Origin of the sequence: uncultured Campylobacter sp. (assembly GCF_937959485.1) — a bacterium.
Taxonomy (GTDB): Bacteria; Campylobacterota; Campylobacteria; order Campylobacterales; family Campylobacteraceae; genus Campylobacter_B.
The window spans coordinates 43,511-66,541 of record NZ_CALGPY010000005.1 but is presented as its reverse complement, the minus strand read 5'-3'; the positions used below and the strand labels follow the sequence as shown (position 1 = coordinate 66,541).

23 protein-coding genes are annotated in these 23,031 nt (G+C 48.5%); 13 read left to right on the top strand and 10 right to left on the bottom strand.

Annotated features, from left to right (window positions below):
- Window positions 1–48: 48 nt before the first annotated feature.
- From Q0380_RS02265 to Q0380_RS02205, 13 genes are all read left to right on the top strand, one after another.
- Entirely contained in the window at window positions 49–822 is a 774-nt protein-coding gene (locus Q0380_RS02265) for an FKBP-type peptidyl-prolyl cis-trans isomerase N-terminal domain-containing protein (RefSeq protein WP_005870892.1), read from the top strand.
- Window positions 823–850: 28 nt separating this feature from the next.
- The gene (locus Q0380_RS02260) at window positions 851–1,558 is read left to right on the top strand and encodes a 4Fe-4S dicluster domain-containing protein (RefSeq protein WP_298959647.1); all 708 of its coding nucleotides are present in this window, start codon (window positions 851–853) and stop codon (window positions 1,556–1,558) included.
- A 1-nt stretch (window position 1,559) separates the two neighbouring features.
- Window positions 1,560–2,531, top strand: coding sequence for an NrfD/PsrC family molybdoenzyme membrane anchor subunit (gene nrfD / locus Q0380_RS02255; protein WP_298959645.1), 972 nt, complete (start codon window positions 1,560–1,562; stop codon window positions 2,529–2,531).
- A gap of 15 nt (window positions 2,532–2,546) precedes the next feature.
- On the top strand, window positions 2,547–5,237 hold the full coding sequence (ccsA, locus tag Q0380_RS02250) for a cytochrome c biogenesis protein CcsA (RefSeq protein ID WP_298959641.1): 2,691 nt from the start codon (window positions 2,547–2,549) through the stop codon (window positions 5,235–5,237).
- 10 nt (window positions 5,238–5,247) lie between these two features.
- A complete protein-coding gene (locus Q0380_RS02245; RefSeq protein ID WP_298959638.1) occupies window positions 5,248–6,081 on the top strand; it encodes a tetratricopeptide repeat protein in 834 nt (277 codons plus the stop codon).
- A 32-nt stretch (window positions 6,082–6,113) separates the two neighbouring features.
- Window positions 6,114–7,235: a nitrous oxide reductase accessory protein NosL gene (locus tag Q0380_RS02240; RefSeq protein ID WP_298959635.1), complete on the top strand. Its 1,122-nt coding sequence runs from the start codon at window positions 6,114–6,116 to the stop codon at window positions 7,233–7,235.
- Window positions 7,232–7,420: a hypothetical protein gene (locus tag Q0380_RS02235; RefSeq protein WP_297994894.1), complete on the top strand. Its 189-nt coding sequence runs from the start codon at window positions 7,232–7,234 to the stop codon at window positions 7,418–7,420. Before Q0380_RS02240 ends, Q0380_RS02235 begins: the two co-directional genes overlap by 4 nt.
- Window positions 7,410–8,519 (top strand): FtsX-like permease family protein, encoded by a 1,110-nt coding sequence (locus tag Q0380_RS02230; RefSeq protein ID WP_298959632.1) that lies wholly within the window; start codon window positions 7,410–7,412, stop codon window positions 8,517–8,519. The genes Q0380_RS02235 and Q0380_RS02230 overlap by 11 nt, the downstream gene beginning before the upstream one ends.
- A complete protein-coding gene (locus Q0380_RS02225) occupies window positions 8,516–9,193 on the top strand; it encodes an ABC transporter ATP-binding protein (protein WP_297900413.1) in 678 nt (225 codons plus the stop codon). Before Q0380_RS02230 ends, Q0380_RS02225 begins: the two co-directional genes overlap by 4 nt.
- Complete coding sequence (locus Q0380_RS02220) at window positions 9,190–10,143, top strand: hypothetical protein (protein ID WP_298959630.1); 954 nt, start codon at window positions 9,190–9,192, stop codon at window positions 10,141–10,143. Before Q0380_RS02225 ends, Q0380_RS02220 begins: the two co-directional genes overlap by 4 nt.
- Window positions 10,140–10,649, top strand: coding sequence for a hypothetical protein (locus tag Q0380_RS02215; RefSeq protein ID WP_298959627.1), 510 nt, complete (start codon window positions 10,140–10,142; stop codon window positions 10,647–10,649). Before Q0380_RS02220 ends, Q0380_RS02215 begins: the two co-directional genes overlap by 4 nt.
- Before the next feature lie 624 nt (window positions 10,650–11,273).
- Complete coding sequence (locus tag Q0380_RS02210) at window positions 11,274–12,095, top strand: DUF364 domain-containing protein (RefSeq protein WP_298959625.1); 822 nt, start codon at window positions 11,274–11,276, stop codon at window positions 12,093–12,095.
- A 60-nt stretch (window positions 12,096–12,155) separates the two neighbouring features.
- A complete protein-coding gene (locus tag Q0380_RS02205) occupies window positions 12,156–12,728 on the top strand; it encodes an alpha/beta hydrolase (RefSeq protein WP_298959622.1) in 573 nt (190 codons plus the stop codon).
- Between the two features lie 452 nt (window positions 12,729–13,180).
- Here the strand turns inward: Q0380_RS02205 and Q0380_RS02200 are convergent, their stop codons facing one another.
- From Q0380_RS02200 to Q0380_RS02155, 10 genes are all read right to left on the bottom strand, one after another.
- The gene (locus Q0380_RS02200) at window positions 13,181–13,516 is read right to left on the bottom strand and encodes a hypothetical protein (RefSeq protein WP_298959620.1); all 336 of its coding nucleotides are present in this window, start codon (window positions 13,514–13,516) and stop codon (window positions 13,181–13,183) included.
- A gap of 178 nt (window positions 13,517–13,694) precedes the next feature.
- Window positions 13,695–14,456, bottom strand: a complete 762-nt coding sequence (locus Q0380_RS02195; protein ID WP_298959617.1) for a hypothetical protein — start codon at window positions 14,454–14,456, stop codon at window positions 13,695–13,697.
- A complete protein-coding gene (locus Q0380_RS02190; RefSeq protein WP_298959614.1) occupies window positions 14,453–14,602 on the bottom strand; it encodes a hypothetical protein in 150 nt (49 codons plus the stop codon). Before Q0380_RS02190 ends, Q0380_RS02195 begins: the two co-directional genes overlap by 4 nt.
- A 49-nt stretch (window positions 14,603–14,651) precedes the next feature.
- Window positions 14,652–15,482 carry a hypothetical protein gene (locus tag Q0380_RS02185; RefSeq protein WP_298959607.1) on the bottom strand — a complete coding sequence of 277 codons (831 nt, stop codon included), beginning with the start codon at window positions 15,480–15,482 and terminating at the stop codon, window positions 14,652–14,654.
- Window positions 15,479–15,640, bottom strand: coding sequence for a hypothetical protein (locus Q0380_RS02180; RefSeq protein ID WP_298959603.1), 162 nt, complete (start codon window positions 15,638–15,640; stop codon window positions 15,479–15,481). The genes Q0380_RS02185 and Q0380_RS02180 overlap by 4 nt, the downstream gene beginning before the upstream one ends.
- Before the next feature lie 215 nt (window positions 15,641–15,855).
- Window positions 15,856–17,295: a DUF4139 domain-containing protein gene (locus tag Q0380_RS02175; RefSeq protein ID WP_298959600.1), complete on the bottom strand. Its 1,440-nt coding sequence runs from the start codon at window positions 17,293–17,295 to the stop codon at window positions 15,856–15,858.
- 365 nt (window positions 17,296–17,660) lie between these two features.
- Window positions 17,661–18,437 carry an ABC transporter ATP-binding protein gene (locus Q0380_RS02170; protein ID WP_298959597.1) on the bottom strand — a complete coding sequence of 259 codons (777 nt, stop codon included), beginning with the start codon at window positions 18,435–18,437 and terminating at the stop codon, window positions 17,661–17,663.
- On the bottom strand, window positions 18,430–19,422 hold the full coding sequence (locus tag Q0380_RS02165) for an iron ABC transporter permease (RefSeq protein WP_298959594.1): 993 nt from the start codon (window positions 19,420–19,422) through the stop codon (window positions 18,430–18,432). The genes Q0380_RS02170 and Q0380_RS02165 overlap by 8 nt, the downstream gene beginning before the upstream one ends.
- An 80-nt stretch (window positions 19,423–19,502) precedes the next feature.
- On the bottom strand, window positions 19,503–19,733 hold the full coding sequence (locus Q0380_RS02160; RefSeq protein WP_298959592.1) for a hypothetical protein: 231 nt from the start codon (window positions 19,731–19,733) through the stop codon (window positions 19,503–19,505).
- 542 nt (window positions 19,734–20,275) lie between these two features.
- Window positions 20,276–22,996, bottom strand: coding sequence for a carbon monoxide dehydrogenase (locus tag Q0380_RS02155; protein WP_298959589.1), 2,721 nt, complete (start codon window positions 22,994–22,996; stop codon window positions 20,276–20,278).
- Window positions 22,997–23,031: the final 35 nt, after the last annotated feature.

Below are 23,031 nucleotides of genomic sequence, written 5' to 3'. Positions count from 1 at the left end.
TTTCGGGGTCGCGTAAGTTCGCGGCCCCGAAATTTAAAAGGCAAATGTATGCAAAAAAGACTAAAAATTTTCTTGCCTATCGTTTTGGCAAGCTGCGCGTTGGGCGCGAATTTAACTACGCAAGAACAAAAAGAATCTTATAGCATTGGAGCTTCCACCGGAAGCTATGTTTCAAACCAGCTGCATTCACAAGCCGCATTGGGCGTCAAATATGACTTAGATGCGGTAATAGAGGGGTTTTTGGACGCTCTTAAAAAGCAGCAGAAACTAAAAGATGAGGAAATTATTGCGCTTTTGAATCAAAGAGCCGATAAACTAAATAAGATCGTAGAAACAAATTCCAAAGCGGAGCTTGATAAAAATTTAAAAGCGGGCAAGGAATTTATGGCGAAAAATGCCAAAAATCCGGACGTTAAAACCACAAAATCCGGTCTTCAATATGAAATTCTAAAGCTAGGTATGGGCGAAAAGCCAAAGCCTGAGAGCGTAGTGGTGATGAACTACAAGGCGTATCTGACGAATGGTAGCGTATTTGACGATACTTTCGCATCTAAAATTCCGGCGCATCTTTCTATGATAGGCTTAATCGACGGATTACGCGAGGGGCTGCTTTTGATGAATACGGGCTCGAAATATAAATTTACAATCCCTAGTAATTTAGCCTACGGCAACGTGGACGTAGATAGAATTCCTGCGGGTTCTGTGGTGATTTTTGAAGCCGAACTACTAAAAGTTTTAAAGCCCGGTGAGCTTGCCGATGCGGCGAAAAAGCTTAGCGAGAGCGAGGCTAAAAGCTTTCACGACGCGAATAAAACAAAGTAGTTTTGCTTAAATTTAGTCGGAGGAGAATATGCAAAAGCAAAGAAGAAATTTTATAAAATCCGCCGCATTAGGCTCTTTGGGGCTTGGCGCAATCACCTCAAGCTTACTCGCGCAAAACAGCGCGGATAAAAGCGCGCAAGACGCAAATGCAAGTGCTAAAAAGCAAGAGCCGAAAAAGCCACACTACGGCATGATATTCGATCAAAATAAATGTGTGGGCTGCACCGACTGCGAGATCGCTTGCAGGAAGGTAAATTTGGTCCCGAAAGGCCAAATGAGGCTTTTTATCCAGGACAAAACCGATCCGCTAAATTTGAAAGAAAAGCGCTATGTCAGGGTCTCCTGTCAGCAGTGCGAGGACGCGCCGTGCGTAAAAGTTTGCCCGACGAAAGCCTGTCACAAGGACGAAAAAACCGGCATTACCACGATGAATACCGATGATTGCATCGCCTGTAAATACTGCATCGTTGCCTGTCCTTACGACGTGCGCTTCATAAATCACGAAACTAAAGCTGCAGAGAGCTGCAACTTCTGCTTAGATACGAATTTAAAAGACGGCCACGAGCCTGCCTGCATCGAGGCATGCAGATACGAGGCGATCGTGTTCGGCGATCTAAACGACGAAGGCTCGCACATCAGCAAGCTGCTTCGCGTAAAAGATAGCCTGCGCATGCATCCTGAGTGCGGCACGAAGCCGAGCCTGCGCTATATTCCTGCGGTAAAACTGGGGGTGTGATATGAACGGAGCTATAAATTTCACTGCGACCTTCTCGCACGGCGTTGAGTGGGGCTGGCCGATCGCGGTCTATCTTTTGCTAGCGGGTATGAGCGGCGGCGCGTTAGTAGTCGCGATCCTCGTTAAGCTTTATAAAAAGCAAACCGAAAGCACGCCGCTGTTTAAGGCCGCGTCGTTGCTATCTTTCATAGCGATCTTACTCGGTATGGTTTGCCTCGTAGCCGATTTGGAGCGACCGCTTCTTTTCTGGAAAATTTTGATTAATTACAACTTCACATCGGTTATGTCCGTGGGCGTGGCGGCACTTTGCGTCTATATCCCGCTTACCTTCGTTGCCTGCCTTTATGCGTTTGAAGCTGATCTTAGCGGATTTTTATCGCGCAGACTTACTTTTTTAAAAGGGCTTTTCACGCTCGTAATGAAAATTTTAAACGCGCTTCGCCCGCTGCTTCTTGCGCTTACGCTTGTTTTTGCGGTCGCGATCTGTGCTTATACGGGCTTTTTGATCTCGGTTTTAGTTAGATTTCCTATCCTTAATACCGCCGTGTTACCTGCGCTTTTCGTGGCGTCGGGCTTATCGGCCGGCATTGCGGGCTCAAGCCTAATAGCCGCGCTTTTCTTTAAAGCTGACCCGCACGGAGGCGATCTAAAAACCTTGCACGCAGTCGAGTGGCCGGTTTTAGCGATGGAAATTTTACTAATCGGCATGATTTTCGTTTCGCTAGTAACGGGCAGCGACGTGCAAAGAGCCGCCAGCGTCGCCTTTAGCGAAGGCGTTTATGCTCAGCTATTTTGGCTAGGCGTCGTGGGCGTGGGCTTTTGCGTACCGCTAGTTTTAAATTTCGCACTGGGCAAAAAGATCGCTCACACTGCGTTTGCGTTCTATGTTAGCGCGCTTGCCAGCGTGGTCGGAGTATTACTTCTTAGAATGTTTATACTATACGCGGGACAAACTTACGATATAATAATGTAAAACTGCGGAGGGTTAATGAGCGCGCTAAAAATATTAAAATTTTTCATCTCTTACAAGTTCGCGCTCTGCCTCCTTTTTATCCTAGCCGCAGGTGCCGGCGTCGCAACCTTTTTAGAGAGCATTTACGATACGCAAACGGCTAAAATTTTAGTCTATGAGGCGCGCTGGTACGAGTGCGTCATGGGTGCGGCGACGCTGAGCCTGCTCGGCATTATAATCAAAACCAAAATGTGGCGCCGCTTCGGCTCCTTCGTCCTTCACGCGGCATTTATCGTTATCTTTATCGGCGCGGCGCTGACGCGCTATTTCGGCACCGAGGGCGTGCTGCACGTAAGAGCGGGCGAGAGCGAAAGCGAGATGGTAAGCGTCAAACCATACTTGCAAATCCGCACGCAAGACGCGCTGTTTGAGCATCCGCTAAATCTATCTCAGATCGGCGATAACGATTTTAGCTTCACGCAAAGTATAAATTCCAAAAGCTTCACCGTCAAATTTGACTCCTACAAACCCGCGCCCAAAGGCGAACAGGGCACGCTTGCGGTAAAGGCGGGCTTTGAGGGCGGAAGCGAGCAAGAAGCGCAGCTGCGCGGCGGCGCGGGCTGGCTGGGCGAGCCTAAAATTTTAAACTTTGACGGCGAAGAGATAATGCTAAGCTGGGGCTCGAAACTCATAGAGCTTCCGTTTGCGGTAAAGCTTTTGAAATTTAAGCTCGAGCGCTACCCGGGCTCGCAAAGCCCATCGTCCTATGCTAGCGACGTTGAAATTTTAAAAGAGGGCAAGAGCGTGGGGGAGCATGAAATTTATATGAACCACCCGCTAAGCTTTGACGGCTTTAAGCTCTTTCAATCCTCCTACGACACGGACGAGCTGGGCACGGTGCTGGAGCTTAACCGCGATCCTGGTAAAATCCCCACTTATTTCGGCTATTTCTTGCTTTGCGTCGGATTTATCGGCAATCTTTTTACCGTGGGCAGCAGGTTTAAAAAGCTCGCTAAATTTATCAAAAACAATGCGCCCGCCGCGCTTCTTCTAATCGCGCCGCTTTTTTTCAGCATTGAGCTTCGCGCTGCGGATGAAAACTATCTGGCAAACCTTAAAGCCAACTCGCGCGTTCACGCAAACGGCGCGTTCGCGGAGCTTTTGGTGCAAGATTATATGGGCAGGATCAAGCCGCTTAGTACCGAAGCAAGCGAGATCGTAAATAAAATTTCAGGTACGGAGGGGCTTTACGGCTTAAGCGCCGAGCAGATGATCCTAGGAATGAGCCTAAATCCCGCGTTCTGGCGCGATCAAAAGATCATCAAGATCAAAAACGACGAGATCAAAAAGATGCTAGGCTTGGCGCCACAGGAGCGATATGCGAGCTTCAATTCGGTCTTTGATGAAAACGGCAACTACAAGCTCGCCCACGCCCTGGACGAGGCGAATGAAAAAAGCGCCTCGCGCCGCGGCGTGCTGGGTAACGAGCTGATTAAATTCGACGAGCGGCTCAATATCGCGTATCTGACCTTTAGAGGGGTGTTTTTTAAATTTATCCCCGTGCCGAACGACCCGCAAAACGCGTGGCTTTCGCCGAACGACGCCTTTGCGGATTATAGGATCGCTCCGCAGATTAAAGGCGTGCTAAATGACTATCTAAATGGCTTGCAGGATGGAATTTCGGATAATGATTGGGCTAAAGCGGATGCAGCACTTGCGGAGCTGAAGAACTACCAAAGAGCCACCTCGGCAGCTATTCTTCCAAGCGTTAGTCGCGTCAAGGCCGAGGTGTTTTATAACAAAGCTTCGGTTTTCAAAAAGCTAGTTTATTGCTATATGATCCTAGGCGGCGTAGCTATAATACTGGCGCTTTTGGGCGCGCTTTGCGGCAAGCGCTTCACTCTCGCGCAAAAAATTTTATTTGCAGCCTTTGCCGCAAGCTTTGCGGCACATACCCTCGCGCTCGCGCTGCGCTGGTACGTAGCGGCTCACGCGCCGTGGAGCGATAGCTATGAGTCGATGATCTACATCGGCTGGTCGGCGGCGCTTGCGGGGATCATATTTTTTAGAAAGTCCCTACTTACGCTAAGCGCGAGCTGCCTGCTAGCTAGTATCGTAATGCTCGTAGCGCATATGAGCTTCGTAAATCCACAGATCACCAACCTCGTGCCGGTGCTAAAGTCCTATTGGCTTAGCATCCACGTCTCGGTTATCACGGCTAGCTACGGATTTTTAGGGCTTAGCTGTCTGCTCGGTCTTTTGGCTCTTATTTTGATGGCGCTTAAAAACAGCGCCAATCGCGAGCGGCTCAACGCTCAGATCAGATATATAACGGCGATCAACGAGATCAGCCTTATCGTGGGGCTTTCGATGCTGACGCTCGGAAATTTCTTCGGCGGCGTATGGGCGAATGAGAGCTGGGGGCGATACTGGGGCTGGGATAGCAAAGAGACCTGGTCATATGTCTCGATCATCGTCTATGCGATCGTGCTGCATCTAAAATTTATCCCGAAACTCGGCTCGATCTATGTTTATTGCGTGAGTTCGACGCTCGCGTATAGCTCGATCATAATGACCTATTTCGGCGTAAATTTCTACCTCACCGGCATGCACTCTTACGCCGCAGGCGATGCGCCGCAGATACCCGCGCCGTTTTATTGTATAATAGCGGCGGTCTTTTTAATAATCGCTCTTGCCTTCAGGGGCAGGGACGTAAAAACGATATAAAGGAGTAAATTTGAAAAAATTTCTAATAGCGCTGGTTTTGGCTGCCGCGGCAAATGCGGGCTTTATCAGCGAGGGCATTCAAGCTCAGCAAAGCGGCGATCATAAAAAACTCGCAGAAATTTACGAGCGAGCGTGCGGTTTGGAAAATAAAGCTTCGGGATGCTATAATCTAGCCGTTTTGTATTTTGAGGGCACCGGCAACGTAGAGAAAAATTTCGAAAAAGCTATCAGCCTCTACGAGAAGGCGTGCAGCGCTAAATTTGCGCTTGCGTGCAATAATCTAGGCTATATCTACGAAAGCGGTAACGGCGCGGATCAAAATTTTACCAAAGCCGCGGCTTATTACGAAAAAGCCTGCAAAGATAACGAAGGCTGCACCTCGCTCGGGCTTTTATACGCAAACGGCGCCGGGCTTGCAAAGGACGTCGCCAAGGCGGCGAGCCTTTATGAAAAAGCCTGCACCTACGGCGATATGATGGGCTGCAACAACCTGGGCTATTTGTATCTGAAAGGCGAAGGCGTGCAGCAAAGCTTCGCAAAGGCTAAAATTTTTTACGAAAAGGCTTGCGGCGGCGACATCGGCATCGGCTGCAACAATCTAGGCTATCTATACGCCTTCGGACAGGGGGTAAGCCAGGATTATAAGCAAGCAAAGCAGCAGTATGAAAAGGCGTGCAACCTCAGCCACTTCGACGGCTGCAACAACCTAGCCATAATGTACGCCGAAGGAAAAGGGGTGAAGTCCGATAACGCCAAAGCAAAAGAGCTTTTCAAAAAAAGCTGCGACGGCGGCATCAAGATGGGCTGCGAGAATTTGGAATTTTTAAATTCGATTAGTAAGTAAATTTGAAATATTAAAATTTTTAAGGAGATAGTATGATTTTACGTTCGTTTTTAGCTTCGGCCGCGCTTGTTGCGCTCGTTTGCGGCGCCTCGATGGACGGGGCCAATAAACCGGCAAAGCCTATGTTTCAAAGCGTGGATCCAAGCAAGGCTACGCTTGTAGGAAGCGGCGAGGGCAAAGAATACTGCGCCGTTTGCGGAATGAGCCTGGTAAAATTTTATAAAACCAACCACGTTTGGAACGGCAAACAAGTAGCTTCTCTGCACTGCTTGTATGAGCTAACGGAGGGAAAAATCCCAAGCGATGCGCAGGTCGTCGATACAAAAAATCTAAATTTGATCGACGTAAATAAAGCCTTCTACGTCGTAGGTAGCAAGGTCAAAGGCACGATGAGCCGCAATAGCAAATATGCCTTCTCAACCGAAGCCGACGCTAAAGAATTCCAAGCCGAAAACGGCGGCGAGATAATGAGCTTCGCCAAGGCCTACGAGATTGCGGGGCAGGACTTCGCGGGCGATAATAAGATGATCAAAGCCAAGCGCGAAGGCGGCGTTTACGCGCACGGTAAGGAATTTTACGAAACAAACTGCGCTAAAACGGATGCTAAAAGCTTCAAAGCCATCTCCGAGCTCAAAGCTCATCTCAAAAAGACTTGCGACGCAAAGGGCGCTAGTAAGGCTCCTGAATACGACAAACACCTGCAAGCCGCGGCGCTGTATCTATGGGATGCGCCGGCAGATTTAGGCAGCAGCGACAAAAACGCAAAAGCGAAAAAGGCTGAAAAGATCGTCGTACCTGAGGGCGCTAAATGCCCGGTCTGCGGTATGCTAGTGGGTAAAAACCCTAACTGGGCGGCGATGATAGAGATTCAAGGCGGTGAGAACTTGTATTTTGACGGCGTGAAAGATATGATGAAATACTACTTCGAAAAGGGCAAGGGCTTTGATAAAATTTATGTAACCGATTACTATAAGCTTCATAAGATCGATGCTAAAAGCGCTTTTTACGTGCTCGGCTCCAACGTCTTAGGGCCGATGGGCGACGAGCTCATTGCGTTTGAGAGCGAGAGCGCGGCTAAGACCTTCGCCAAAGATCACGGAGGCAAGATGCTTAAATTTGACGAAATTCAAGAGAGCGTAATAGAAGGGCTATGAGGCTCATTTGCGCTTTGACGATCTTTTTTGCCGCTCTTTACGCGCTCATTGCGGTGCATTATGTAAGCTTTGATCGCGCAAAGGGCGAGCAGTGCCTGCAAAAGCTCGCGCGCGAGATAAAGGACGTGCGGCTCTCGAGCAGCTTTAAGAGCAAGGCCTACGCGGAGTTCGTCTATGATAAGTAAAAATTTCATCGACTACTCCGTAACTCTGCTGCGAAAAGATAGAGCCGATCACGCTTTTAGCTTCGCGATATTTGCCTTTATCGTTTTTATTTTAAGCTCGGTGTTTTTCATCTCGGGCTCCATTCAAAACGATCTTGAAAAGGTCATCAAGCTCAGACCCGACATCGTCGTAGAGGCTCTGCGCGCGGGCAAACGCGATCTGATGCACGACGGCTATATCTACGACATTTCTAAAATTGCGGGCGTCAGCGAAGTGCAGGGCGCCGTGGACGGGATGTATTACTTCGCTCAAAAGCGCGTTTGGTTTCATATCGTAGGCGACGAAAATTTGAATGAAAACGAAATGATCGTAGGCGAGGGGGTGAAGGCGGCGATGGGCGAATGGTACTACGAGGATGAGTTTCACTTCCTAACCGAACAGCGCCTAATCGCGATTAAGATCAATAAAATTTCGCCGCACGAAAGCAGCATCGTCTCAAACGACGTGATCTATCTAAATCCCGCCACCGCGCGCGAGGTGCTAAGTCTCAAAGAGGGCGAATACACCAAGCTCTACGTAAGCGTGCCCAACCCCAACGAAGTAAGCGAAGTAGCGCTTAAGATCGTAAATTTATACCCCAACACGCAAGCTCTCAGCGCCGAGGACGCGGTAGCCGAAGTGAGGCATCTGTATTATTACAAGGGCGGAATTTTTATGGTGCTTTACGCCGTGGCGATGATCTCGTTTTTCATCTTGCTGAAAAATCAAATTTCGCTCGCATACGGCGAGAAGAAAAAGGAGATCGCGATCTTGCGCAGCATCGGCTTTTGCATAAAAGACATCATCGCGATGAAATTTATCCAAAATTTCATCGTCTCACTAAGCGCCTATCTGCTCGGCGTCGCGGGCGCTTATGCTTATGTTTTTGTTCTAGACGCACCGCTTTTGCGCGATATATTTTTAGGCGGCGAGCTACGAAATTTCATCACCTTCACGCCCGCGGTAAATTTTAATATGCTCTTTTTGATCTTCGTCTTTAGCGTGATCCCGTTTTTGGCGTTCGTCATCATCCCATCCTGGCGCATCGCTATAGGCGATATGAGCGAGGCGGTCAAATGAGCAAGATAGAGATCAAACAGCTTTTTAAAATTTACAACGAGGGCAGGGCGAATGAGTTTCGCGCTTTAAAAAATATAAGCTTAAGCGTCGAGGAAGGGCAGATCGTAATCTTAAAAGGGGTCAGCGGCAGCGGCAAAAGTACGCTTCTATCCATCATAGGCGCGCTTGCTAAGCCTAGCAGCGGCGAGGTTTTAGTTGACGGCGCAAACGTCTCCAAGCTCGCCGATATTGAAAGCTCCGCGTATCGCCACAAAAAAATCGGCTTTATCTTTCAGTCTTTCAACCTGCTTGAGGCGCTTAGCGTCTATAAAAACGTCCTTGCGCCGCTTAGCCTTGAGCGGCTGAGCAGGGATGAGCTTGGCGCGCGCATAGATGAAGCGATGCAGATTGCTAATATCGCGCATAAAAAAGATCAGATCGTCTCGAGCCTCAGCGGCGGCGAGAAGCAGCGCTGTGCCATCGCTAGGGCGCTCGTGATGAATCCGCAGATCATCTTAGCCGACGAGCCGACGGCAAATTTAGACAAACAAAACTCGCTCGGTTTCATCGAGATGCTCTCAAAGCTCAAAGAGCTTAAAAAGACCGTTTTGATCGCGACGCACGACATACTCTTCGACGAGTTAAGTTTCGTGGATCGATACGTGTTTTTAAAAGACGGAGAAATTTCAGCATGAGCGTATTTTTATCAGGCAGCGTGATCGCGTTTTTGGCCGTGGAGCTGATCGTAATAGCGCTGATGGCGATCTCGCAGTTTCACATCGTGCGGATCATGCGCTACTGGGACTTTAACGCCACGTCAAATTTACAATACGCCCTGGAGAAAAGAAACTATCTCATCAACACCATTTTGTTCTTCACGATAGCGTGCAAGATCATTTTGTTTATATTTTTCGCGCTCTGCCTAAACGAGCTCTCCTCGGTTGTACCCGGCGCGATGTGTTCCGCGGGCGTCGTGGGCTCGAACCGCTACGGCAATATCCTGCTGCTTTTAAAAATTTTACTGATATTCGGCTTTGGGCTCTGGCTTATTTTAAACAGCCTCGATCTTAAAGCGGGCAAATTTCCCTACCTCAAGCGCAAATACCTGATCTTTACCATCCTTTTTACGGGCGTTTTGGCGGAGTTTATTTTAGAAATTCTATTTTTTACCAATATCCCGCTGCGCGTGCCGGTGTTTTGCTGCTCGGTCGTATTTCGCGCGCCGAAGCTCCCGTTCGGCTATACGCAGGCGCTTTTGGCAACCTTTTTCTACGCGATATTGGGCGCCATTTTGATCTTAAATTTCTTAAAGCAGTCGATGGCGAGCTTTGCTTTAAATTTGCTCTTTTTGTTCGTCGCATACTACGCGATCACCTATTTTTTCGGGCTTTACGTTTACGAACAGCCCAACCATAAATGCCCGTATTGCATGCTTTTGAAGGATTATTACTTCGTCGGCTATGCGATCTGGGGCTCGCTGTTTTTGGGTATATTTTTCGGCATCGTGCCGTTTTTAACGGAGCTCATCACCAAGCGCGCCTACACCCACCTACTTAAATACTCCTCGTTCTGGCTCATTCTAAACGCGCTCATCTGTAGCGCCTACGTCGTCAAATACTACTTCGTTCGGGGTGCGCTGCTATGATTAAGAAAATTTTTGCCGCGGTTTTGCTCGCCTGCGTGATGGGGCTACTCATATCGTCGATGGATATAGCCGAATCCAAAATTTCCGTGCGCCACGGCAACACGGATAAGAAGCCGCTGCAGATTGAATTTGGCAAATATCTATGCCACGAGAGCGGCACGGTGATAAACGATCTGTACAACACCGCTCAGGCCGTTATGCCAAACGGCGATACATATTTTTTCAACGACATCGCAAATGTCTTTATGTGGCTGATGCGGCAAAAAAACAGAGATGAGATCGTGGTGTGGGTTTATTCGCAAGACACCGAAAAATACATCATCGCCAAGGACGCCTGGTACTCGCGCGTCGAGATCACGCCGATGGGATATGGCTTTGGCGCGTATGAGTTTCACAACTACGGCAGGAGCGACTACTACTACGACGAGATCGTGCTGTGCGCCGCGCGCGGCGAAACGCTGCTAAATCCGCTCATCAACATCCTGCTTTCGGAAAATAAAATTTAACTCGCAGTGGGCGCGTACTTGTCATGGATACGGCCGCCGCGTAAATTTTACCCGTGCCCGCACCTTTTATTAAATTTTGCCCGCTCTCGCTACTTTCGTTAATTTAGCTCGCGTCCGAGTTTGCGTTCGCACGCAATTATTAAATTTGCTCGTATTTGCCCGAGCTTGCGTCCATTCGTATTTATTGAAATTTAGCCAGTCCGACCCGAACCCTCACTCATTCGTCCTCATGGAATTTAGCTCGTATTTGCCTGGGTTCGCATCGGCTTGCTCGTTAAATTTGATCCACCCGCGCCGCTTGCTTGTATCGGTCGCTTCGTCCGCGCCGATCAGTTTAAAATTTCAAGTCGCACTCGCTCGTTAAAATTTTAAATTTACCCGATCGCTTAAAATTTCATGCTTGTCTGCGCACTTTAAATTTAAAGCCGCACCGCGCTTTTAAAATTCCAAGCCGCAACGATACGCGCTCGCTACGTAAAATTTTATCTCGCGCCTGCCGCTTGCGCTAAATTTAGCGCGCGTCTGCTTGGATACCGCCCGTTGCGCGATCAATAAATTTATATCAATACGGGCGCCGAAATTTTAAGCTATAATGGCGCTAAATTCCACATTAAAGGAGCGAAAATGAGCGAAATTTTAGATCAGACGCTGGAGCGTGCGAAAGAAATTTTAGGCGCAGGGGCGCTGGATCTTAATATTGAGCGCGCGGTCGTGGGGCTATTTTTTAGCGGCGTGAAGTTGAGCGGAGGCGCGTGCGGGCTTAGCTATACTCCGCTAAAGTCCCTATCGGGCGCCGTTTGCTGCCCCTCACAAGCAAGCGCGATGCCCGATTCGGGCAATATCGTAGGCAAAAGCGTGCGCTATCTGCTGCGCGATCTGGGCTCTGCCGCGCCGCTTAAAAAGGCGCTCGCACTCGCCGCGCTAAATGCGCTTGGAAGGGCGTGTTTCGATAAAATCCGGGCGGATTACGACGTGAAATTCGGCGCCGATCCCTTTGAGCAGCTGCGGATCGAGCGCGGCAGCTTTAGCGTCGTCGTGGGCGCGCTGGTGCCCTACATCAAGACGCTGATGAAAAATGGCGCGGATTTTAAAATTTTAGAGCTTGACAAAAGCACGCTCAAGCAGGCGGAGCTGCCGTTTTACCTGCCTGCAAGCGAGGCCGCAAGCGTCGTGCCGCGCGCGGATAACGTGATAATCACGGCTACGACGCTCATCAACGACACGCTACAGGGGCTTTTGCGTCTGAAAAAAAGCGGCGCCAAGCTCGTGCTCGTGGGGCCTACTACGCCGCTACTGCCGCAGGCGCTGTTTGAGCGCGGCGTGGACTTTGCGGGCGGCACGCTCGTGCGGGATGCGGACGCGGTGCTCGATATCATCGCGCAGGCAGGCTCGGGGTATCACTTTTTGGGTAAATTTGCCGATAAAATCACGATTTGCAAGGGCTAGGGCACGGATTGAAATTTTAAAATTTTGCGCGCAAAGGGCTTAAATTTAAAGGAGAAAAATATGCAAAAGTGCGTCTATATCGTGCACGGCTACGATGCTTCGCCTAAGAAGCACTGGTTTGCCTGGCTCAAAGGCGAGATCGAAAAATCGGGCGCGAGGGCGGAAATTTTAGCGATGCCTACGCCTGCGCATCCGAAGCTTGATGAGTGGCTGAAAACCTTGCGAGAAAGCGTAAAATTTGAAGGCGAAGTTTATCTGGTCGGACACAGCCTCGGCTGCCCTACGATCTTAAATTTCTTACAAAGTAGCGCCGCAAGCGGCGCAGTAGAGGGCGTCGTGCTAGTCTCGGGGCTTGCAAAGCCGCTTAGCGATCCGCAATTTAAAATTTTAGACGAGTTTATGGATAAGGGCTTTGATTTTGAGCGCATAAAAGCCGCCGCAAAACAGCGCGCGGTGATTGCCGCAAAGGATGATTATATCGTGCCGTTTAGCTTCAGTTGCGAGTTAGCGGGGCAGATGGACGCTAAGTTTTACGAGGTGCAAAAGGGCGGGCATTTTTTGGATAGAGACGGCTTTACGAAGCTCGATCTCGTGTATGAAATTTTAGAAAAAATGATGAGGTTAAAGGGCTAGATTTGGGGCAAACGCGCCCGCTTGGTTTTGCTTCTGCATTTGCCGCTCGCGCTTTTCTCTGCCGAAGCTCGGATTTGCTTTGCGGCTAAGATAAGGGTTTCGTATTTAGCCTGCCGAAGGCTCCGCTGTCCGCATAAATAAATAGATAAGCCCGCGGTGCAATCGCCGTTTGCAAGGCGAGTTCCGCGCCGTTTTAAATTTTTGTGAATATCGCAGCGAGGATAAGCGCGTTTTATATAAATTTCAAAACGCGGCGGCTAGTAGGTTTTGAGTTGCGGCGAGATAAAATTTAGCGCCCGCAGCGGAGCTTTTGCGATGATAGAATTTTAAAATTTTAAAGCAAACGGGATGAGCTAAATTTTAAATAGCGCCCAGCTTGCGCGGGTTAAATCCGCGCCTAAGTCCGTGCTGCGCGAGAGATAAAATTTAGCGGGCGCGAAAGGCGCATAAGTTTAGCTTTTCTTTTCGTTAAACATATACGAAATCACGAAAACGAGCAGACAAACGGGCGCAACGATAACAAACGCTATACTCCAGACTGCCGCACGCTCGCCTAAAAAATACCCAGCAGTGAGGCATGCCAAAAACCCGCCGTAAAAAGCGCCGAGCGATAAATTTTCTACCGCAAAAAGCAGCAAATTAAGATTTGGATTTTTTACAAACAGCTTGCTTGGCTTAAAGTTTTTATACCTTTTAAACAAATACCAAAGCAGCGCGCAAGCCATAATCGCAAATATTGCGACAAAAGCGGCAATTCTTAGCACGCTCTCAAAAGGCAAAACCGCCAAAATCAAAGCCGCTGCCCACCTACAAAACTGAGCCGATCAGACCGCCACCCACCAATCAAGCAAGAAAACCATCGGCACCGCCAGCAAATACCTTGCCGCCCTGTGAAATTTATACCTTTGCTCCGCATCCATCGGTCTTAAGTCCCATAAATTTTTTAAGGAAATTTCTATAAAACTTTTAGCGCATCTCTATATCTCTGCCACCCAAATAATATTCTTCCAGCGGATAGTTTATATTACCGCAGTTATCAAATTTAAAACCTTTTCCAATACCAACTACGGCATTTTTTCTCTCTTTATAGTATTTCTTCACGATAATAAAATTTTCTCTCGTGTCATAAATATACTCCGAATGGTTAAATTGCATATAATTACCGTTAAATATAGCGAATTTATCAAGAAACAAAGTGCCTGTGACCTCTTCCTCACCACCGTCAACCCTAACTATCGGTCTGTCAAATCCAACGCTCGTATCGTTCAAATTTATTTTTAGATATTTCTTTGGATCGGTTTTTTTAGCCTTTAGCTCTTTCATCAGTATCTGCTCGGTCGTTTTTCCCTCTTGGTAATATTTTTCCAATACTTCAAAACAATTTGATAAGTTTATATTTTCTAGTTCATAGTATGCAACCTCGTATTTACTGGACCAAAATCTACCGAAGGTTTTTAACCTATAATCATCAATCATTTGGTATAGCTTTACATCATAGTCCAAATATGCCCCTGCTACTCTTTTATACAGCTCTTCCTTCGGCAAAATTCTATCCTCTTTGAGGCAGTATCCCTGCTTGTATTTGTCGTAGTCAGAGAGAGAAACTATCACAAAGCCTCGCGAAGTGGAGTAATCGGGAATTATACGGATAAATGCGGCACAAAGTATTATTATAAGAAGCAGCGTGCCCGCCAAGGCTTTAAATTTAACGGATTTATAAAATTTCATATCAGTTCTTTTCTGCCCATCCATTCGTTAGAGGCTAATTCTTTCGGACCAGGAGGAGTTTTCTTTCCCCACAAATAATAACTCAATATATCGGCTCCGTAATTACCCTCTAATTCTAATCTTAGATCAGTTTCTTTTTTGCTCATCTCTTATCCTTTTTCGGTTAAATTCGTTAAGATAAAGCTTCAACTAACTTTATCCGCCGTGAATCCACATATCCAGTTCCTGTTCCGCCGGAGCTTTGATATCAAAATTTATATTTCCGCAATTATCGTATGAGAATTTACGTCGCAGATTTTTCATATGGGTATAAGCCAAGACTTCGTTAAGGCTTTCTAAGTTCTCATATCCGTTTTTTATTCGTATTAAATTTTCTTTGCTTTTGATTTTTGTTAAATCTTCTTTATTGTTAAGCTCAATATACCAACTTATATAATCAGGTCTGGCATAATTCACAAAAAATTTATTCTCTTTTATTAAAAATGATTTTTCTAAAAACATTTTTCCGTTATGAAATGGATTTTTCTCTTCGGATAAAATGATAGGCTTTTTAAAGCCTAAAATTTCATCCTTATACACAAAGTATTTAGATAGATCGGAGATATCTATTTGCGTCTTGTCTTTTATCTCATAATCAAAACTCTTTCTGTCGGTATTTTCAACTAAAAAATCAAACCAGTTTTCTTCATTGAAATCGCCGATTAGATAGAGCTTGGAGATGTGCGCCGTATAAAAACTATGGCCGAAATTTTTTATATCGTGCTCATCGATAATGGTATTTCGCAGAACCTCATAGTCGTGATATCTTTTAAAATAATTTATAGCGGCATTTTGAAGTAGCTCTTCGTTGCTTAAAACTCTATTTTCTTTTAGACAATATCCCTTTTGATATTTGTAATAGCCAAAAATAGTAACTACGCAGGAGCCTCGTGAAGTGGAGTAATCTGGTACGATGCGGATAAATGCGGCGCAGAAAAGTAGCGCTGCGGCTAGGATTTTAAATTTAAGAGATTTGTAGAATTTCATAACGATCCTTTAAATGCCGCCAGTGAAGCAAACGCATACTTCGCCGCCGCGTAAAATTTATACCTTTGCTTCGCGTTCATCGCCATGGTCTTTCTAAATTTGAGATAAATTTGCGCGATGCTCAAAGTTTTTCTATCTGCGCCAAAACCCCTTTGCATCGCTAAATTTCATATCTCGCGCTAGCCAATTTTAAATCGTCGCAACATTTAAATTTATAATTCTCGCGCCGCTTAAATTTTCCTCGACGCAGTGCGTAAAATTCAGCGGCGCGGCGAAAGGCGATTCGTCTCATAAAGCGGTGCCGCATAAAATTTAGCCGCACCGCAAAAGCTACTCCGCTGCGCAAAATTTAACCGCGCCGCGCCAAAGCTCGTTATTTCTTCGGTTTGCTTAACTCATAGCCGAAGCGGATCTTTTTGCTCTCGCCCGGCTTTAGCTCAAGCTCCCAGCTAAGCAGTCCGTCCTTGCCGAGGCTGCTCTGCTCGGGCGAGTTTTTCAGCGCGACCTTTACGTCCTCATGCGTCGAAACGGGCGCTCGCTCTTGCAAAACCACATTCCACGCGCGCTTGGAGCCGTTTTTGATCTCGTATTCCCAAGCCATGGAATTTTTGCTTTCGCCGCCGAAAAATGAGTTTTTCGTGAAGTTGTTCGCCTGCTCTTTTTTGACTTCGATCAGGCTGTTTTTACCCAGATACGCCGTAGCCTCCGCGTTTGCGGCAAAGCCGAGATGCACGAGCCCGATCTGCACGCCGTCGAGCTTTATTAGCGTTTCGCCCTCCTCTATGTTTCTTTCGGGGCTAAATTTAGCTCGCACGTAGGCCGCCTCGCTGCCGTAGCCGTCGATGAGCAGATCAAATTTCGCATCCAGGCTCTGTTTATCGAAGCTGAACTCGCCCGCTTCGCCCGCTTTGAGGCTTACGTCGCTGATTTTCCACACCTTTGAGAGCGAGTTTTCGATATTTGCGCCCGTCCTTGCATACGACGATCTAGCCTCCGCCGCGGGCGCGACCCTATCCATAGTCGCCGTCTCTAGCATCACATCCTTTTTATACGCCGCCGCGGGCGCCGGTCTTGCAGGTTCGCCCTCGTACCATGGATAAAACGGCTGCGGCGCGGTCTGCGAGGAGTATTCGTAAGGATACAGCGCGATCGTTAAATTCGCTAGCTCCGCGTTTAGCGGATTTTGCACCGAGAGCTTTTGCGCGACCTCGATTTTGCCGCTTGCAAGATCTGCTGAGAGCTCGTTGTGCGTGTAGGCGCTTACGTCAACGGGGTAGCTGATCTTAACGAAGCTTGGATCGCAGCCAAAGTTCGCGTTTAAGCGGCGCTCGTTTTTGATCACGTATTTTGAAATTTTCTCTTTGAGCTTTCCGATTTGCTCGTCCGTCTTTGAAATTTCGCCCGCTACGAGCAAGACTTCGTCGTAAATTTTTTGCGAATCCGTCTTTAGGCTCGCTAGGCTTCTATCTTTTAAGCTCGCAAAATCGCTTAAAAAGTGCTGCTGCGCCTTAAGCGCGACCAGGCGGTCGCTTAGCTCGCGCAAGCTCTTTTCGTCCGCTTCTTTTTTGGCGAATTCCGCGTTTTTCACGGGCTCAATCCCCTCCAAAGACAATTCGCGCACTTCGCAAGAGCCCGCGATCTCGATGCTGCGGATATCCAAGTACTCCGGGACGTTCACGCTGAAGTTTGATTTTTGCGCGCCGAAGTTTTGGTACAAGAAGGCGGAGTTCGCGTAGATCTCAAGGCTGTTTTCCTGCGCGCTTAAATTTACGGCAAGCGCCGCGGCGGCGCTTAAAAGAACTATTTTTTTCATTTTTGCTCCTTAAAAATTTTACGTAATTGTAACGATAAATTTTGATTTTTATGCTTAAAATTTAGAGCGAATTTTAAAATTCCGACCCCGCCGCCCGCTTTGAAATTTTAAAATTCCGCCGCCGCAAAATCCCCGCCGCGGACGTTAAAATTTTATCGTTGCTAGCGCCCATTAAGTCCTCTCGCTCGCGCAGCGTAAGCGATAAAATTTTAAAATTTCGAAGCTTCTATTTTAAGGACGAGCCGTACCCCTCCGCGAAAGTCAAACCGATAAAAATACAGGCGCTAGCCTGCCGTAACTTTAGCGGGGCGTGGGGCAGAGCCCCACTCGCAGGTTCGGACCTTGTTCGAGCCGAGAAGTTAAGATCAAAACGGATACGTCAAGCAACACACCCTGCCGACCTTTTCGTTGTAGCTGACGTCGAGCTTCAGATCGTATAGCTTGCTTAAAATTTCGCTTTTTATGATCTGCTCGGCCTTGCCGTATGCGACCTCGCCGCCGCCTTTTACGAGCGCGACGTATCCGCCCAAAAGCAGCGCGAAGTCCGGATTGTGCGTGGCTAAAACGACGGTGTAGCCGTTTTTTAAAAGCTCCTTCGTGGCGCGGAGGAATTTGTATTGGTTGGCAAAGTCTAACGCCGAGGTCGGCTCGTCGAAGATCACGATCTTGGGCTCGCTGCAAAGGGCGCGCGCGATGGACGCCATCTGCCTCTGGCCGCCGCTTAGACGCGTGATGATCTTGTCTTTTAGGTGCCAAATTTCAAGCATTTTCATGTAGCGCTGCGCGAGCTTGTAGTCGCTTTCGCTCGGCTGCGAAAAGATCCCGATATGTGCCGTGCGCCCCATCAGGACGTATTCAAAGACGCTGTAGTCGTACTCGCAGACCTCGCTTTGCGAGACGTAGCCGATGATCTCGGCGCGCCCTTTGGCGCTGAGGCTCGTCATATCCTTGCCGTCGATTGAAATTTTACCGCGCAGAGGCTCAAGCGTGCCGCTGATTAAATTTAAAAGCGTCGATTTGCCCGCGCCGTTTTGCCCCAAAATCGTCAGCATCGCGCCCGCTTCGAGGTGTAAATTTACGTCGTGCAGCGTCAGAGGGGCGGATTTTACGTAGCCGAAGTCTAAGCTCTCAACCCTAACCATTTAGCTTCCTTTTGTTTTTAAGCAGGATGAATATAAAAAATAGCGTGCCGATAAAGCCCGTAAGCACCCCTAACGGGATCTCGCTTTGATTTATACTGCGCGCTACGTCGTCTACGATGAGCACGAAGATTGCGCTTAAAAATATGCTCGCCGGGATCGCCTTGGTGTTGCTCACGCCCACGATCATGCGCGTTAGATGCGGCATCAAAAGCCCCACCCACGCGACTATGCCGCTGATACACACGCTACTTGCGGTTAGCAGCGTCGCGCAGACGATGATGATGCCCCGCTCCAGCACGACGTTTACGCCGAGCTTCGCCGCGGTCGCATCGCCCATGGATAGGACGTTTATGCGGTAGCTCATCAGCACCAAGATAGCGATGCAAACCCCCATCACCGGCGCTATCATCGCTAACACGGAGGGATCGACCTTCGCGAGGCTTCCTAGCTGCCAATACACGATGTCTGCAAGCTTCGTCTCGGGATCCGCCATAAATTTTAAAAATCCGATCAGCGCGCCCATCAGACCGCTTACGATGATGCCCGCAAGCACGAGCATTATGGTGGCGCTTGAACGTAGCGCTCGCGTGATCAAAAGCGTAATGCAAACTGCTGCAAGCCCGAAAACGAAAGCGAAAAGCTGGATCAAAAGGATATTTAGATCAAGCAGGATCGCGATCGCCGCGCCCACGCAAGCCCCCGCGCTGACGCCCAAAAGATCGGGCGAGACGAGCTGGTTTTTAAAGACGCCCTGATACGCCGTGCCGCTGATGCCCAGCGCCGCACCCACGAGCACTGCGGCGATGATACGCGGCAGGCGCACCTGCATGACGACGTTGTGGGCGTTTTGCGCTACCTCGCCGCCGCTAAGCGCTTTTAGCACCTCGGTGATGCTTAGGCCGAAGCGCCCTATACAAAGCGATATCGCGATCGTCGCGATCGTCGCTAGTATCAGCAGCACGAGCATAAATTTAAAATTTTTCATACCTTCCCTTGCTTTAAATTTTATCTTTGAAATTTCGCCTCGTTGAAATCCGCTTAAAATTCCGCTTTAAATTCCGCCCTTTAGTTCGTAGGCGAAAGGCTTGCAGTAAAATTCTTTCGTGATAGCCCCAAGATCAATATTTCAGAAAAGATCCGGATGAAAATTTTAGCCGCCTGCAAGATTTGTAGTGACGCCCTCGCGCCCGTGCGGTCCCAGCCGAAAATGTTTGCAGGCGCAGCACAGACGCGCTTTTGTCGCACCGCCTCAAGCTGCGAGACGCAGGACTTGGCAGCAGTGCCTCCGCCTCGCACGAGGCGCCTTCTACCGATGATGACGCAGAGACTGCGGCGGCTTTGATTTATGCATCTAAATCCTTAAACAAATATGACATTTTAGCACATATCATATTAAATTTTTATGATTTCGGCTTTCATATACGCGGGCAAATCTAATGGCGTGCAGCTCCGTGCAATAAGGCTTTTAGCAAAATTTAACTTGCGGATTTCAGATGAACGTCTACGAAATTTACGCCAAGATGGAATTTTAAAATTTCATCCTTTTGCGAAAGATAGACTTAAGCCTGATGGCGGAATTTTGCCCGGCTAAATTCCGCCTATTTAGCAGCAGATGCGGCGCGCGGCGAAATTTTATCCAGGATTTGAAGATTTGATTTAGAATTCCGTAAACGGATGCTACGCGAAAATTTTCTATTTGACTCCGGTTTTGCTAGCCACTTAGTTGTAGAATTTTACTGCTCGTTTAGCTGTGGGATTTTATTTGACCACAAGAGGTTAAATTTTACCGTTAAATTTCGCATCGCTTAAAATGCGATGCGAAATGAATCCGTCCGTCGCTACTGCCAGCCTAGAGCTTTACGCTTTAGGCGCATGTCGCTTACCATTTTTAGCGCAAGTGCGACCGGATCGGTATCTACGTGCATCACAGAGCCAAGTGCCCGCCTGGTGCCCTCTTTGAAAAAGTGTATGACGTTTGCGGAGCCGTGGATTTGATACTCGACGCAGTGATACGAGTCGATGCCCATTAGGCGGAATCCGAGCGAGGCATCGACGCCCTTTTCGTTCGCCCACTCGGGAGAGGTGAAGGCAAGCGGCAGCTCGTAGAGATTTTTGTCTAGCACCCCTGCGATACCTGCGAAAATTCCGCTGGAGCGAGTATTATCGATACACTCGCCCACGTGCCAAACCGGCGGAAGCTCATCTTTTTCTAAAAATGCCCGCAGCGACGCGCCTGCTTTTTTATACGCGTTTTTTTGGCAAAAGCCCAGCTTCATTAACGGGAACGACGCGCAGCCGTTGGTCAGGATTAGGACGTTATTTTCGATTAGGGTTTGTGCGACATCTATGATAGCGCGCTCATAAGGCACTTTAGGATTGGTGCAGCCGACCATATTTACGATGCCTAAAATTTCACCGCTTTTTAGCGCGTGCGCTAACGGCTCCATGCCGCCGTAGTGCTTATGGACGAATTCTACCGAAAAGCCCACTTCGGCCTCGACTTCATACGGCGGGATATATACCGGCAGTCCCTTGCGCTTTTCGTGAGATTGCAATGCGCGGTCTAGAATTTTACGCGCTAAATTCCTAGTCTCGGCGATATTGCTATGGTGATGATCGTAGCCAATATGCTCGGCTCCGGGAAGCCTAGCTGATGAGCTCGTGGTAACGACCTTGGTCTGGAAGCAGTTAGCCACGTCCATGATCGCAGGATAGACATCTTGGACATCGGCGACCCACAGATCAAGCGCTCCCGTGCCTATGACGAGTTCGGCAGTTACGGCGTTTGAGAGCGGTACGACGCCCCAGTTGCGATACATCGCCGATAGTCCAGAACAGCACACGCCGTAAAATGCGATCCCCTGCGCGCCTATTGCGCGAGCCTTGTCCTGGTACTCTTTAGAATTTCCGATCCCCACTATTAGGCTTACTAGTGTCGGCAGATGTCCGTGCACGGCGATATTGACCCAGCCTTTTTTAAGCGCGCCCATATTGCTTTTGGAAGTTACGCGATCTCCTACTCCAAATAGCGCATCCGTAGCGATATTCGCAGCTACTACGCCGGTGAAGGTAAAAGCAAGCCCGCAGCGCAAAAGATGCTGCATCACGCTGCGCCAGTCTCCGTCCGTGCCTACACCCGTTCGGTGATACGCCTCAAAGACTTCGTTATATGCACTAATCGGCAAGATATCCAGCTTGCGCCATACCTCTTGACGCTCCTTGGGCGCGAGCGCAGTGATGGTTTTATACTCGCCGCTACTTTGCGAAAGATCTGTTAAAAGCGTATCGGCAAGCTCGATCGCTACCTCTTTTAACTCTCTGCCTTCAGTTGGAATTCCAAAGGCTTTTGCGGTATTGATGATTTTATATTCGCCTATTATGGGCAGATCTAATTTCCCCTGCGCCGCCCATTTTAGCGACAGCAGAAGCTCTCTGGCGTGCGCGCCGTGTTGAGCTACGCCTGCAGCTACTTGACGCAATAGGTTGCGCGATACGATGAGATCGGCGTCCGCACCGCAAGTGCCGCGATCGGCCTTTTTAGTAATTTTGCAAGGCCCCATATTGCAGATCTTACAGCATACTCCGCTAAGTCCATAGCTACACATAGGCATCTGTTTATCAAAGCGATCAAACGCCGTATCTACGCCGATCTGCTCCATCCTAAGCATCATTTCGCGCACGGCGGGATCAGGGGTTTTCTCAAGTACTTCTTGTTTTGTGGGGAAGGTCTTTTTGTATTCAAGCACCGCCTTCATATAATCCGCCGTAAATTCCGCCTCGTGAAAATGCTCGAAAAGATTGCCCTGCGCGTCTTTATGTGTGTGCGGACTAGCCTCTGCGGGCACTAAAACTTTTGGGATGCCGTGCTCGTCAAATCCGATAATCGCGCGATGAGAGTGGGGCTTGTGATCATGGCAATGTTTGTCGTGCTCGTGCGAGCTGATGGCGGAATCCTCGTCGTGCTCATGCGAAGACGCCGCAGAATTTGCGCCGTATTCGTGCAAATAAGCTGCGAGGTTCTCTTCTTGATCGTGCGAGTGAGTCGCAAGATCTTCGTCGTGTAGATGCGAGTGGATTGCGGAGCTATCGCTATGTTCGTGCGAGCAAGAGAAGTGGTCTTTGCTGCTTGGGCTCTTCGTAGGATTTGAGATGGAATTTATCAAAGAATCGGCCATGGAATTTGTCGTAGAGCCTATCGCGGAATTTTGGGCGTTGCCTGCGCTTTGAGTGCTTGAGCGCGCCGCAAAGTTCGTGCTTGAAGTAGAACTTGCGGTATCATCGTAACTCGGTGCGGAATTTTTGGCTTCGCAATCGCATTCGTCGCAGGAATTCTCACCTGCGGCGCGATTTTTAGAAATTTTGTCGCGAGTAAGTGAGGCGGAAGTCATAGAATTTGCGGCGGAATTTTGAGCGCTATTTGTGCTGTTATCAAAAACGGACGCAGCGGAGCTTTTGAGCGCCTCTGCGGCGGAATTTTCTCCCGTATTCGCAGCAGAATTTTCATCCATCGCAGCCTTCTTGCGTGAGCTTTTTTGTTTTGAGATTTTGCCGTTTGCCATGGTTATCTCCTTAAAATTTATTTTAAAAATAAGCG

Excerpts from the sequence above, each read along its gene's own strand:
- Q0380_RS02205 (WP_298959622.1), top strand. The coding sequence starts at position 12,156 with ATGCAAAAGTGCGTCTATATCGTGCACGGCTACGATGCTTCGCCTAAG.
- Q0380_RS02195 (WP_298959617.1), bottom strand. The coding sequence starts at position 14,456 with ATGAAATTTTATAAATCCGTTAAATTTAAAGCCTTGGCGGGCACGCTG.
- Q0380_RS02180 (WP_298959603.1), bottom strand. The coding sequence starts at position 15,640 with ATGCAAAGGGGTTTTGGCGCAGATAGAAAAACTTTGAGCATCGCGCAA.
- ccsA (WP_298959641.1), top strand. The coding sequence starts at position 2,547 with ATGAGCGCGCTAAAAATATTAAAATTTTTCATCTCTTACAAGTTCGCG.
- Q0380_RS02210 (WP_298959625.1), top strand. The coding sequence starts at position 11,274 with ATGAGCGAAATTTTAGATCAGACGCTGGAGCGTGCGAAAGAAATTTTA.
- Q0380_RS02165 (WP_298959594.1), bottom strand. The coding sequence starts at position 19,422 with ATGAAAAATTTTAAATTTATGCTCGTGCTGCTGATACTAGCGACGATC.
- Q0380_RS02235 (WP_297994894.1), top strand. The coding sequence starts at position 7,232 with ATGAGGCTCATTTGCGCTTTGACGATCTTTTTTGCCGCTCTTTACGCG.
- Q0380_RS02220 (WP_298959630.1), top strand. The coding sequence starts at position 9,190 with ATGAGCGTATTTTTATCAGGCAGCGTGATCGCGTTTTTGGCCGTGGAG.
- Q0380_RS02230 (WP_298959632.1), top strand. The coding sequence starts at position 7,410 with ATGATAAGTAAAAATTTCATCGACTACTCCGTAACTCTGCTGCGAAAA.
- nrfD (WP_298959645.1), top strand. The coding sequence starts at position 1,560 with ATGAACGGAGCTATAAATTTCACTGCGACCTTCTCGCACGGCGTTGAG.
- Q0380_RS02265 (WP_005870892.1), top strand. The coding sequence starts at position 49 with ATGCAAAAAAGACTAAAAATTTTCTTGCCTATCGTTTTGGCAAGCTGC.
- Q0380_RS02170 (WP_298959597.1), bottom strand. The coding sequence starts at position 18,437 with ATGGTTAGGGTTGAGAGCTTAGACTTCGGCTACGTAAAATCCGCCCCT.
- Q0380_RS02185 (WP_298959607.1), bottom strand. The coding sequence starts at position 15,482 with ATGAAATTCTACAAATCTCTTAAATTTAAAATCCTAGCCGCAGCGCTA.
- Q0380_RS02215 (WP_298959627.1), top strand. The coding sequence starts at position 10,140 with ATGATTAAGAAAATTTTTGCCGCGGTTTTGCTCGCCTGCGTGATGGGG.
- Q0380_RS02225 (WP_297900413.1), top strand. The coding sequence starts at position 8,516 with ATGAGCAAGATAGAGATCAAACAGCTTTTTAAAATTTACAACGAGGGC.
- Q0380_RS02190 (WP_298959614.1), bottom strand. The coding sequence starts at position 14,602 with ATGAGCAAAAAAGAAACTGATCTAAGATTAGAATTAGAGGGTAATTAC.
- Q0380_RS02155 (WP_298959589.1), bottom strand. The coding sequence starts at position 22,996 with ATGGCAAACGGCAAAATCTCAAAACAAAAAAGCTCACGCAAGAAGGCT.
- Q0380_RS02240 (WP_298959635.1), top strand. The coding sequence starts at position 6,114 with ATGATTTTACGTTCGTTTTTAGCTTCGGCCGCGCTTGTTGCGCTCGTT.
- Q0380_RS02175 (WP_298959600.1), bottom strand. The coding sequence starts at position 17,295 with ATGAAAAAAATAGTTCTTTTAAGCGCCGCCGCGGCGCTTGCCGTAAAT.
- Q0380_RS02260 (WP_298959647.1), top strand. The coding sequence starts at position 851 with ATGCAAAAGCAAAGAAGAAATTTTATAAAATCCGCCGCATTAGGCTCT.